The sequence below is a fragment of the Bacillus sp. GMa5/1 genome, from assembly GCF_050172015.1.
Lineage (GTDB): Bacteria > Bacillota > Bacilli > Bacillales > Bacillaceae_G > Bacillus_A > Bacillus_A cereus.
On sequence record NZ_JBNLYC010000127.1, the window covers coordinates 1 to 12193 of the forward strand.

The following is a 12193-nucleotide window of genomic DNA, read 5'->3' on the forward strand; positions in this document are numbered from 1 at the left end:
AGATTTCTCTGAGACGATACCTATTACTACAAAGGATGAAATAGGTGATTTATCACAAAATATTAATACACTTTCTAAAGCTTTGCATTCGTATATTCATCAATTGCAGCAAGATATAGAAAAAGAAAAGCAATTAGAGAATACACGTAAAGAATTTATCGCTGGTGTTTCACATGAGTTAAAAACACCTTTAAGTATTATGAAGAGCTGTATTTCAATTTTAGAGGATGGTGTTGCTAGTAATAAAAAGGAGTATTACTTTAAAGCAATGTCAAAAGAAGTAGATAAAATGGATATGCTCATTATTGATATGCTGGAGTTAGCGAAATTCGAATCTGGTACATATAAAATGGAAATGGATGTTTTCCATATTGATGAAATGATCGATTACATATGTGAGCAATTAACCTCGGATATAACAGCTAAGCAATTATATGTTCATAAACAACTTTCTAAAATTGAAGTTGTTGCAAACCAGCATCGCATAGAACAAGTTATAACGAACTTTATTACAAATGCGATTCGTTACACACCAGAACAGGAGAATATTATTATTTCTACAATAGAAGAGAATGAACGTGTAAAAGTATGTGTAGAAAATAAAGGGGCTCATATCGCGCCAGAACATTTAGAGAAAATATGGGATCGTTTCTATCGAGGGGATACGTCTCGTCAACGTTCAAAAGGTGGAACAGGATTGGGACTTGCTATTTCAAAAAATATATTAGAGCTACATGATGCGGAATATGGTGTTTCAAATACAGAAGATGGAGTATTATTTTATTTCTATTTAAATAAAAACGTGTAGAATTTTTTCTACACGTTTTTATTATTTTTAAACAAAATCGACACTATCTGCATTTTATCTTTATCAGCATTCATTACTATTTTCATTAGAAAGAGAATGAAAAGTTGATAAGGAGATTGTTAAAATGAAAAAAAGAGCGATATTGCTTTTGCTTATAATAATAATAATAATGGGTACAGGCGTTAGTTTCATACATGCTAAAGGGCACAAAAACATATCAAAAGAGGATTTACGATTAAAAGGAAAAACTATTGTAATTGATCCAGGGCATGGTGGAGGAGATAGAGGGACGAAAGGAAAGAAATTAGGAACGATTGAAAAAGAGCTTAATTTAAAAGTAGCACAAAATATAAAGAAAGAATTAGAAGAAAGAACGGATGCAAAAGTTATATTAACACGTGAAAAAGATACGAGCTTACTTCCAGAAACAAAGCAAAAGGAAGAATTACAAGCACGTGTCAAAGTAGCGAAAGACCATGCGGCGGATCTTTATATTAGCATTCATCATGATGCTTTTGAGGATACAAATGTAAAAGGAATAACAACTCATTTTGGATCTAATAAAAGGAAAGATAAAAAGTTAGCTAAGACCGTACAAGAAGCTATTTTTGATCAAAATATAGACAGCCGTGATAGAGGCATTCATGGAAGTGATTTTCTTGTCTTACGAGAAAATCCTTCTCCGGCTATCTTAATTGAATTAGGGTTTACATCTAATGCGAGTGATGAAAAAAGAATGAATTCAGAAGAATTCCAAGCAAAATCGCAACAAGGTATTGTGGATGGCATTATTAATTATTTTACGATGTAATAAAATAGGTAAATAGAAAAATACTATTCTTTCTAAATCTTAATTAGAAAGAATAGTATTTTTTATTTTGGGTGTATATCCAGTTTTCAAATTTAAGAATTAACTTAACCTTATTCTTTAACTGATTTCGACACTATCTGCATTTTATCTTTACCTCTCTCTATTAATCTATTTATTGTAAACACCGGTTGAAACGAATGATTCAGTCGAATAAAGGCTCAGCCTTATAAATAATGAAAATTAATAGGGAAAGGATCGGAAAATCATGAAAGAATCGAAAAGTAAGAAAAAAACAAGTGTAGTAACGAAGGCAATCATATCTTTAGGAGTTGTTTTAGCAACGACCTTTTTCACCTTCTTTTTAATTGGAAAATGGAACTCTATCCCAGCGAAGGGAATAGCTAACGAAAGTAGTAATCAAGTTAACACGCAACAACAAGAAAAGAAAAAAGAAACACCACCAGCAAAACAGAAAAGACCTGATGGAAAACCGGTGGGAAAGGTTGTTTATTTAACATTCGATGATGGTCCTAGCGAACTAACTGGGAAATTTTTAGATGTACTAAAAGAGCAAAATGTCGCCTCGACATTTTTTATGCAAGGTAGCAATTTACAAAATACAGGTTTTCAGGAAAACGTAAAGCGAGCAGTAAAAGAAGGGCATTATATTGGTGCTCATAGTATGACACATAATAGTGATAAGTTATACAAAAAAGGACAATTTGTACCGGAGATGAAAGAAACGTTAGCTCTTATCCATAATATTACGGGTACAACTCCTAAATTAGTTCGTCCGCCATATGGATCTGCACCAGGATTAAAGGGCGAGGAAATTCGTAACCAAATTGTAGAAGCAGCAATAAAAGTTTGGGATTGGACAATAGACTCAAATGATTGGAAATTAAAAGATAATCCAACTCAGATTATCGATAATGTAAAGAAACAGACAACAGAAGAAGTAGAAGTTGTTTTAATGCATGAAAAGGCGCAAACATTACAAGCTCTTCCTGAAATTATTAAATTTTATAAAGAGAAAGGGTATGAATTTGGTGTATATAATGACGAGGATCATTTTCGTCTAAACTTCCAAAAAGATCAACGTCTATAGTATAAACATAGTTATTTTAAAAGGTGTTTTTATTACTAAATCAATAATTAAGCAAAAGTCGATTTCCTATACGATAAAGAAATCGACTCTTTCGTTTATGTATTATGTCACAAGAGTTTCTTTATTTTCTCCGGAATGTCCTTTTTAGAAATCTATGCAACAGAGCCTTTATAGTAAGAGTATCTTGTTGGGAATGATCAAAAAAATCTATATTGTAATATAAAAAATCGCTATGATATGAAAGGATACCATACAACAATCCCAATAAATTCTTCTCAATAATTGAAAATAAAATCAATCCGGATTATTATATTGTTATTGTAAATTTATTTTATTGAAGGAGGATACATAGATGAAAAACTCAAAAGGCTCTATTGAATCAGAGATAAGCAAAGCAATTACTCACTGGGAAAAGGACTACCTAGGACGCGGGTCTATATCCGTTAAGACAGATATATTACGGGATATGATTATCGTAAATTTACAAGGTGTTTTAACGCCGGCTGAATATAGTGTTTGCGAAACAAAAGACGGTATGCTAACGATAAAGAAGAATCGTTCGGAGCTAGTTGAATCTGGAATTGATGATCTGAAAGAGATTATACTAGAATTAACTGGAGAGAAAGTGAAAAGCTTTCATACGGATATAAGCTCCCGTACAGGCGAACGAGTGATGATTTTTAAATTGCTTCATAATCTTGAGGAGAAATTTTAAAAATACCTTAAGGTTAGTGGAAGGATTAAGAAACCTACAAGTTTTGCACTTTATTAACAGGCTAATAATTAAAAACTTGAAGTTATTTAGGTATAATAAATCGTAATTCAAATAACTCTTAAAAAACGGATAAAGAAATTGACAAACTGCTTAATATGGTTTATCTTATAATTGTTTTAAAAAATTGATAGACACTCATTTTAACAGCTTGCTATAATTAAGGCTTTAGCATTTTTTTAATATGTAATATTGACTAAATGAAAAAGTTTCTTAATTAAAAGATAGCGTATAACATAAATTGATATATTGATTGCATAATCTAGGAGATCAGAAATATACATTTCTTTTTAACAGGAGTAATACATACATTATTATTCTCTATAAAATGGGAGCTCTTCAAAAAACTTTATTGAAGTTAGTTGAAGGGAAACCGACAATCTCCATAATTCAATGATGATATAAAATCATTGAATTATGGAAGTTGTCGGTTTTTTTTATGGGAAAAAACGATGCACTAAAAAGAGTGAATGAAAATTGAAATTTAAAAAAACATCTTAATTAAAAGGAATTTTATAGGTTATTTTCGCTTAGAAGGGAGTATTTAACATGTTAATTTCGCTAAGTTCATCAACACTGTTAACATTATTTTTTATGGCGCTTAGTGCTTCTTGGCTAAGTGGATTATTGTTTTTAAATGCAAGGATGCCTTTACGTTTTGTTCATATCCATATTGGTATCGCTGCTTTGCCTTCATTGATTTCTTTACTCGCACTTGTTAATAACAATGGAGATAGAGTTGTGGGGCCTTGGCATCTAGATACTTTAGCTTGGTTAATGGCTTTCTTTGTTCTTACAATTGGTTTAATCATTCAGCGTTTTTCTGTACGTTACTTAATGGGAGACCGCTCATATCGAAAATATTTTTTACTTTTTACATTTACTACAGGTGTATCTTCGGTTGCATGGTTAAGTGATGATCTTCGTTTCATGATCATTTGTTGGGGAGCAACGCTTATAGGATTGGTTCTACTCATAGGGCTAAATAAAGGGTGGAAAGTAGTTAGTGAAGCAACTAAAATCTCTGGCTATTTATTTACAATAAGTTGGATTGCGTTGCTATCAGCTATCATTTGGCTTTTTCAAGTAACTGGACAGTGGCAATTAACATCAGTTTTAACGAATGAAAATGTAGCGCTACATGGAACATTGGAGAGAACAGGAATTAACTTATTAATTATATTAGCGGTGATGATTCCAGCAGCACAATGGCCTTTTCAAAGATGGTTAATTGAGTCTGCCGTTGCTCCAACTCCTGTTTCAGCTATTATGCATGCGGGTTTAGTAAATGCTGGCGGTATCATGTTAACTAGATTTTCACCTCTTTTTCATGATGATATTGCACAAATCATTTTACTTATTTTCTCTAGTATTTCTGTCTTAATCGGAACAGGAATTAGTTTAGTCCAAGTTGATTATAAACGTCAGCTAGTAGGTTCAACTATTGCACAAATGGGATTTATGCTTATTCAATGTGCATTAGGCGCTTATTTAGCGGCTATTATTCATTTAATTTTACATGGTTTGTTTAAAGCTACACTGTTTTTACAAGCTGGTTCTTCAGTGCAACGTTGTGGGGTAGTGAATCAGTCTAATGAAAAGATGTCCAATTTATGGATTATAGTCGGGCGTGTTTTAGGAGTATTTATAGCAATTACTTTCTGGTTTATGACTTCTGGAGAGGGGTATCAGCTAGTTAGTGCGTTAATCTTAGGGTGGTCATTATATTTTTCATGGAAACAGCTTGTTGTTTTTGGAGAGGGAAGAATGGGACGAATTGCTGGCGTAATTGTTTTGATTGGATGTTCTCTCATTTACTCTACTGTTCATAATTCTCTTTATAAATGGTTGCATACTGACATTTATCAAAGTGTTCAACCTTCAGCTCCAGCCGTTATCTTTGTTATATGTATTTTACTATTTAGTAGTGCTATTAGTACTTTCGTTACTCGTAATCAATCTTCTACTTTATTCGCTGTACTTTATCTTTGGTTAGTTCGAGTAGGTGAGGCGAGAAGAAAATCAGTAGAAAGTCACCCAAGCTATCTGAAACATTATGTATCAAAGGGAGGTAATTCGTGATGAGCATATCGTCAATATTAAAGAAAGATACAAACATTGATATACAAAAAAATAATATAAATGATTTAGTTGCATCTGCTAGCAGAGTTATTGCACCACTTTGGCCTATCTCTACGTTTGCAGCTCACCATCCTTGGATGGGACTTGAAAAGCAATCATTTGATCAAGTTGCAAATTGGTTAAAAGAAATTCGTAATGTGGATATGTATCCTAGTGCCTCCATGATTCATTCGGCAAAAGCGAAAGGTGAGATTGAGGAATCATTTTTACAAAGTAGTTTGTCTCGTTGGCTTGATTCACAATCTTTTCATATTCCGCGAGAGAAAGCAGAGCGATTTTGTCAAACAGCTTTAAAATTAGAAAGAGTACCTTCTAGTCTATTATCATCGCCAGAATTAAATAAACTGGCAGACGAAATGAGTTATATAAATACAGGGAGTATGAAAGCCTCTGTTATGCAACCAATAAGTTCGCTTATAGAGAATCAAAATGGTGAAAACCTATCTGATATTCTTAATTATCATATCATTAAATGGTGTAAATTATATCTTGATGACTCCCAGTCAAGTTGGATGATGCCAAATCGAGAGAAAGGTTTTTATCGTGCATGGCAACACCTTATTACATTTGATCCAGCGCTCAGTAAAAATGAGCGTAAAGTTTTAAAAGATTGGCCACAAGATGCCGAAGTAGCTTTAGCGAGAGCGTTATTTGAACTAGGAATTTCTGAATCTAACATACAAGCTTATCTTGAAGGGCACTTACTTTCTTTACCTGGGTGGGCAGGAATGATACGATGGCGCTCACAACAATCAATTCAGGAACAGGGGCTTTTAATAGAATATTTAGCAGTTCGAATTTCTATGGAGCTGGCTATTGCAAAACCTTATTTACCTTTAAAAAATCAAAAGGTTGAGAAAAAAGTTTCGATCGTCCCACTTATAGCTTCTTGGATCTATTGGGGGAATATTTCAACACGGGAATGGTCACAAATGTCTGCAGCTGAACAAAGCGAATTGTTAGCATTTGCATATCGTTTTGATGAAAATATTCGCAGGAAACTTTGGCTGGAAGCTTGGGAACAAACGCATGCAGAGCAATTAAGAGAGAAGATTGCTTCTAAACAACGTGCAACCAATGATAAAAAGCGTGTATTAGCTCAATTAGCATTTTGTATTGATGTACGTTCAGAACCGTTTCGTCGCCACTTAGAAAAACTAGGTCCGTTTGAAACGTTTGGAATAGCTGGTTTCTTTGGGTTACCAATTGCGACTAGTGAACTAGGTAGTAATGACAGCCATCCTTCTTTGCCAGTTATACTGAAACCGAAGCATCAAATAAAAGAGCTTACAGATGAAAATGAATTTAAATCTTATGAGCAACGTAAGAGGGTAGGCAGTTCGGTGCGTTATACATTTAAAACGATGAAACAGAACGTACTGACAAGTATGGCGCTACCTGAGTTAAGTGGTCCTTTACTTGGTCTACAGATGATGACAAGAAGCTTTGTCCCAAGAGGAGTTGGTGGTTTCATTCGTAAACTTCGTAAAACTATGTTACAAAAACCTGATACAACATTCTCGCTTAATTATGTTCATGACACAAAAGGTGAGATACCTATCGGTTTTACGAAAGAAGAAAAAGTGAACTATGTGCGTCAAACTTTAAAAATGGTGGGACTGACAGAAAAATTTGCTCCTTTAGTTGTAATGTGTGGACATAGTAGTCAAAGTACGAACAATCCTTATGCGGCAGCACTTGAGTGTGGTGCTTGTGGAGGCGCAGCAGGGGGATTCAATGCAAGAGTTTTCGCTACTTTATGTAATCTTCCAGAAGTAAGAGAGGCGTTGTCTGCTGAAGGCATTAACATTCCTGAGGATACCATTTTTGCAGCAGCTGAACATAAAACAACAGTGGACGAATTGGAATGGATTTACGTCCCAGAACTTTCGAAAACTGCGCAAGAAGCGTTTGATTGTATCGAGACGATTATGCCAAATGTGAGCCAACATGCAAATAGAGAACGTTTAACGCAATTACCTAATTTTAAAACGAAAATAAAAAATCCGAGTAAAGAGGCGCATCGATTTGCAGAAGATTGGAGTGAAATACGTCCAGAATGGGGATTAGCGCGTAATGCATCTTTTATTATCGGAAAGCGTGAATTAACTCAAGATTGTGACTTAGAAGGTAGGGCTTTCCTTCATAATTATGATTGGAAACAGGATGAAAGTGGCGATATATTAGCTAACATTATTGCAGGACCAGGAACAGTTGCACAGTGGATAAATCTACAATATTACGCATCAACTGTAGCTCCTCATTATTATGGTAGTGGAAATAAAACAACCCAAACCGTAACGGCGGGTCTCGGTGTTATGCAAGGGAATGCTAGTGACCTGTTGCCAGGCTTACCTTGGCAATCGGTTATGCAGTCAGATAGTGAGACGTATCATTCACCACTTCGTTTACTAATTGTCATTCAAGCACCTATTGAATATATAGAACGTTTGTTAAATAATGATTTCACATTTCGAGAAAAAGTCCAAAATGGATGGGTTAGACTTGCAAGTGTTGATCCAGAGGGACGCTGGAAAAACTGGTAACAATTATTATTGTTACTAGCTTAAAAGTTTCATAAATACAATAATGAAGAAGGAGTGCTCCATATGAATTCAAAGAATAAAAAAGTTTTATTATTAACAGACATTGAACACGGAATAGAGCCTAGTATCCAACAAGTAACTAACATTCAACAAGAAAACATGTTGACTATACACAGCTATGATTCTGTAATTGTACATCCTTATGGAGATATAATGAGATCTATTATTATTGCTATTTATCAAGAAAATGTTAAAGAAATTTTTGTTGTCGGAATAGAGGATAAAGAAACTTCTTCAGTTAATCTACAAACTCAACGTGATTTCATAAAAGATAATATAGAATTAGACTATCTCTTTAAAAATTGCATGCCTGAATTTTCAAGTGGTAGCCTTAATCAATGGCTGAGTGGACAAAAAAATGTTAGTGAAAATATTGAAAAGAGTATAGATATGATCCGTCATCATCCATTAGTACCTTCTGATATTGAAGTTCATGGTTTCAGGATTGATAGAACAGGTGAAAAAGAAATGGTTGTTAAAATTGCTACTAATAAAATAGTTGAAAAAGTTAATTAATCTATTAAAGACAAATAAATTCTTATGTATAAATTGCTGTTGTATAATAAATTTTATTATGTTTTAAGAATCAGAAGAGGTAGCCATGCAAAACAAAATTATCGTTATGTTTCAAAAAGATTTTCGTTTATATGATAACCCAGCTCTATTTGAGGCTGTTCAGTCCGGGGAGGTTCTTCCGGTATATGTACAAGATGAAACTTTTTCAATAGGAAGTGCGGCAAAGTGGTGGTTACACCATGCTATAATAGATGTCCAAAAGCAACTTAAGGCATTGGGCTCTACTTTAATAATCCGCAAAGGAAATATACAGGAAGAAATACTTTCTCTCATAAAACAATTAGATATAACGGCTGTATATTGGAATAGTTGTTATGATCCAGACAGGTTAAAATCTAATCAAAAAATGAAAATGATATTAGAAGATAAAGGTATTATTTGTAAGGAATTTAATTCGCATTTATTATTAGAACCGTGGATTATAAAAAAGAAGGATAACACTGAATATAAGGTGTTTACGCCTTTTTACAATGCATTTCAAAAGCAGGTAATACCTAAACCTATTAGCAGAGTACAGAGTATAAAGTGGGGAAGCTCTTTACCAGCAAGCTTATCTGTCTCAGAATTACACTTGTTGCCGACTATACCGTGGACATCTCATATGGAAGCAATATGGGAGCCTACAGAGGAAGGGGCATACAAAACATTTAAGAAATTTTTCTCTAGTAAATTAGCCTCTTATAGTGAAGGAAGAGATTTTCCAAATCAAAATGCTCATTCAATGTTGGCGCCATATCTTTCATTTGGCCAAATATCAGTGAAGTTAATGTATCACTACTTAATAAATAAAAGTACCGAAAGACAATGTAGTTTTTTTGAAAAACAAGTGATTAGTTTTATACGCCAATTAATTTGGAGAGAGTTTTCTTATTATTTGCTATATCACTATCCGTTTACAGTATATAAACCTCTTAATAAAAACTTTGAACATTTTCCGTGGAATAAGGAAGAGGAGTTATTAAGAGTATGGCAGAAGGGTGAAACTGGTTATCCGTTTATTGATGCGGGAATGCGAGAACTATGGCAAACCGGTTTTATGCATAATCGGGCAAGAATGGCTGTAGCCTCTTTTCTTGTAAAGCATTTGTTAATTCCGTGGCAAGAAGGTGCAAAATGGTTTATGGATACACTACTAGATGCTGATATTGCAAATAATACAATGGGATGGCAATGGGTTGCTGGAAGTGGAGCAGATGCATCACCGTACTTTCGTATTTTTAATCCTATCACACAAGGAGAAAAGTTTGATAAAAATGGAGAGTATATAAGAAGATGGGTACCAGAATTAAGAGATATCCCAAACAAATATATACATAAACCTTGGGAAGCACCTGAGCATATTTTACAAAAATCCAATATAAAACTTGGGAATACATATCCTTATCCGATTGTTGGTCATAAGGCAGCACGAGAGAGAGCCCTTTATGCATATAAAAGTATGAAAGAATTTATATAAAATACACGAGTCAATATGAATTTGATATGTAAAAGTTATAATGTCTATTTGCGTATTAAAGTTGTATTCATTGAAAGAGTATACGAATCATATAGAGTTTCTAAAACCTTCTATTAAAAAGGAGAATGTTTATGAAAAAATCTAGTATTATAGTATTTTTACTAACATATGGTTTGTTTTATGTTTCTAGTGTTTTATTCCCTATTGATCGTACTTGGTATGATGCGTTAGAAAAGCCGTCTTGGACACCTCCTGGTATGACAATCGGAATGATATGGGCTGTATTATTTGGACTTATTGCATTATCAGTAGCAATTATTTACAACAACTATGGATGTAAGCCAAAAACATTTTGGTTTTTATTCCTTTTAAATTATATATTCAATCAAGCGTTCAGCTATTTTCAATTTAGCCAAAAGAATTTGTTTTTAGCAACAATAGATTGTTTACTAGTCGCTATTACTACGTTGCTTCTCATAGCGGTTTCTTCCAATTTATCTAAAGTATCGACATGGTTGCTAATTCCATATTTTTTATGGACTGCATTTGCTACATATTTATCTTGGACAATTTATAGTATAAATTAAAGACGGAACTAAAAACTTGAGCATAATAAAAATGCTTGAGTTTTTATGTGTGTTAATGATAATCCGAAATATGGAATATATACATCTTATGGAGGTCATCTTTGTGAAGAAATGGATAAAAATTACGCTGTACTCTTTACTAGCTATTTTAATTATAGGAAGTATTACTTTTTTGACTTGGTCTCAGTTTACTTATAAACCGACGAAAGAGGCTTTGTCGTTAGTAGATGATAAAAAAGATGAAGATAATATCGTTTTTGGAGCGAAAGATGCGAAAGTAGGGGTTATTTTTTATCAAGGAGCTAAAGTAGAAGCTGAGGCTTATAGTTACTTAGGAGAAGCTCTTGCAAAAGATGGGCACTTTGTAGTAATGCCTAAGTTACCATTAAACTTAGCGATATTTGGAATAAATGAGGTAGATAGTGTAATTGAAAAGTATCCTGAAGTTCAAAAATGGTATGTTGCGGGGCATTCAATGGGCGGAGCTATGATTTCTAAGTATGCCTCTCAGCATGAAGACAAGGTACACGGAATCATTTTCTTAGGTTCGTATCCTGCAGATGACTTTTCTACAAAATCGATTCCGATGTTATCAATTTATGGAGAAGTAGATGCTTTAGCAACTCTAGAAAAAATAGAGAACAATAAAAAGTTAATGTCGAAAAATACAACTATGCACATGATAAAAGGGGGAAACCATGCTCATTTTGGCATGTATGGTGAGCAAAAAGGTGATAATGCGAGTTTAATTACGGCAAAAGCACAACGAGATGAAACAGTAAAAGTAATTGAACAATGGTTATTGGAACAATGATAACGAATTTAATAAATCTACCGAAAGAATTATCCAAACGGTAGATGGGAGAGAGAATAAAGAGCCAAATCGTATGAATTGGCTCTTTTATTTATTTGCTATCTCCAATTGTCCCCTTATTTTCTCAGGAATATCCTTTTTAGAAATAATATCGTAAGAATACACATATTTTCCTTTCACATGAATTTTTAAGTAAGTTTTTCTTATAAAATCATTAGGCGTGTTCGTTCCAACTGTATATTCTTTTTCATTACTTAATTCGTCAACAGCTTTTAGTGAGTACATAGCTTTTCCTTTATGATGATAATCTGGAACACCATATCCTTTCGCAACGGCATATACATTTTTTTCTTCAGCAATCGGATTAAATCTGTCTAAATCTCCGCGTAATATGAAAGGTAGTAAGTATATAGGGAGGCCTATTCCTAGTATGCAAATTACAAATTTCTTCATGATCGTTTCTCCTTTTGTCTATTTACATTTTTGAGTATAGAAAAAAGTTCTTATGAATAT

At 33.5% G+C, this 12193-nt stretch carries 11 protein-coding genes; 10 read left to right on the forward strand and 1 reads right to left on the reverse strand.

What is annotated here, in order from left to right:
• From ACQGSG_RS21845 to ACQGSG_RS21890, 10 genes are all read left to right on the forward strand, one after another.
• A partial coding sequence (locus tag ACQGSG_RS21845; protein WP_426948001.1) for a HAMP domain-containing sensor histidine kinase occupies positions 1-808 on the forward strand: 808 nt, incomplete at its 5' end.
• Positions 809-932: 124 nt separating this feature from the next.
• Positions 933-1619: an N-acetylmuramoyl-L-alanine amidase family protein gene (locus tag ACQGSG_RS21850; protein ID WP_098203139.1), complete on the forward strand. Its 687-nt coding sequence runs from the start codon at positions 933-935 to the stop codon at positions 1617-1619.
• A 265-nt stretch (positions 1620-1884) separates the two neighbouring features.
• Entirely contained in the window at positions 1885-2727 is an 843-nt protein-coding gene (locus ACQGSG_RS21855; protein WP_050821968.1) for a polysaccharide deacetylase family protein, read from the forward strand.
• 352 nt (positions 2728-3079) lie between these two features.
• Complete coding sequence (locus ACQGSG_RS21860; protein ID WP_016098682.1) at positions 3080-3442, forward strand: DUF2294 domain-containing protein; 363 nt, start codon at positions 3080-3082, stop codon at positions 3440-3442.
• A gap of 606 nt (positions 3443-4048) precedes the next feature.
• Positions 4049-5581, forward strand: a complete 1533-nt coding sequence (locus ACQGSG_RS21865; RefSeq protein ID WP_325842664.1) for an NADH dehydrogenase subunit 5 — start codon at positions 4049-4051, stop codon at positions 5579-5581.
• Entirely contained in the window at positions 5581-8187 is a 2607-nt protein-coding gene (locus ACQGSG_RS21870; RefSeq protein ID WP_325842665.1) for a putative inorganic carbon transporter subunit DabA, read from the forward strand. The genes ACQGSG_RS21865 and ACQGSG_RS21870 overlap by 1 nt, the downstream gene beginning before the upstream one ends.
• 63 nt (positions 8188-8250) lie before the next feature.
• Positions 8251-8763: a hypothetical protein gene (locus ACQGSG_RS21875; RefSeq protein WP_001086249.1), complete on the forward strand. Its 513-nt coding sequence runs from the start codon at positions 8251-8253 to the stop codon at positions 8761-8763.
• Positions 8764-8848: 85 nt separating this feature from the next.
• Positions 8849-10279 carry a cryptochrome/photolyase family protein gene (locus ACQGSG_RS21880; RefSeq protein ID WP_098605592.1) on the forward strand — a complete coding sequence of 477 codons (1431 nt, stop codon included), beginning with the start codon at positions 8849-8851 and terminating at the stop codon, positions 10277-10279.
• A 131-nt stretch (positions 10280-10410) separates the two neighbouring features.
• Complete coding sequence (locus ACQGSG_RS21885) at positions 10411-10866, forward strand: TspO/MBR family protein (protein WP_142330230.1); 456 nt, start codon at positions 10411-10413, stop codon at positions 10864-10866.
• A 103-nt stretch (positions 10867-10969) separates the two neighbouring features.
• Positions 10970-11680 carry an alpha/beta hydrolase gene (locus ACQGSG_RS21890; RefSeq protein ID WP_098605590.1) on the forward strand — a complete coding sequence of 237 codons (711 nt, stop codon included), beginning with the start codon at positions 10970-10972 and terminating at the stop codon, positions 11678-11680.
• 87 nt (positions 11681-11767) lie between these two features.
• Here the strand turns inward: ACQGSG_RS21890 and ACQGSG_RS21895 are convergent, their stop codons facing one another.
• Positions 11768-12133 carry a YxeA family protein gene (locus tag ACQGSG_RS21895; RefSeq protein WP_087965135.1) on the reverse strand — a complete coding sequence of 122 codons (366 nt, stop codon included), beginning with the start codon at positions 12131-12133 and terminating at the stop codon, positions 11768-11770.
• Between the last annotated feature and the right edge of the window lie 60 nt (positions 12134-12193).

Coding starts and splice junctions, on each gene's coding strand:
- ACQGSG_RS21850 (WP_098203139.1), top strand. CDS start 933: ATGAAAAAAAGAGCGATATTGCTTTTGCTTATAATAATAATAATAATG.
- ACQGSG_RS21855 (WP_050821968.1), top strand. CDS start 1,885: ATGAAAGAATCGAAAAGTAAGAAAAAAACAAGTGTAGTAACGAAGGCA.
- ACQGSG_RS21860 (WP_016098682.1), top strand. CDS start 3,080: ATGAAAAACTCAAAAGGCTCTATTGAATCAGAGATAAGCAAAGCAATT.
- ACQGSG_RS21865 (WP_325842664.1), top strand. CDS start 4,049: ATGTTAATTTCGCTAAGTTCATCAACACTGTTAACATTATTTTTTATG.
- ACQGSG_RS21870 (WP_325842665.1), top strand. CDS start 5,581: ATGAGCATATCGTCAATATTAAAGAAAGATACAAACATTGATATACAA.
- ACQGSG_RS21875 (WP_001086249.1), top strand. CDS start 8,251: ATGAATTCAAAGAATAAAAAAGTTTTATTATTAACAGACATTGAACAC.
- ACQGSG_RS21880 (WP_098605592.1), top strand. CDS start 8,849: ATGCAAAACAAAATTATCGTTATGTTTCAAAAAGATTTTCGTTTATAT.
- ACQGSG_RS21885 (WP_142330230.1), top strand. CDS start 10,411: ATGAAAAAATCTAGTATTATAGTATTTTTACTAACATATGGTTTGTTT.
- ACQGSG_RS21895 (WP_087965135.1), bottom strand. CDS start 12,133: ATGAAGAAATTTGTAATTTGCATACTAGGAATAGGCCTCCCTATATAC.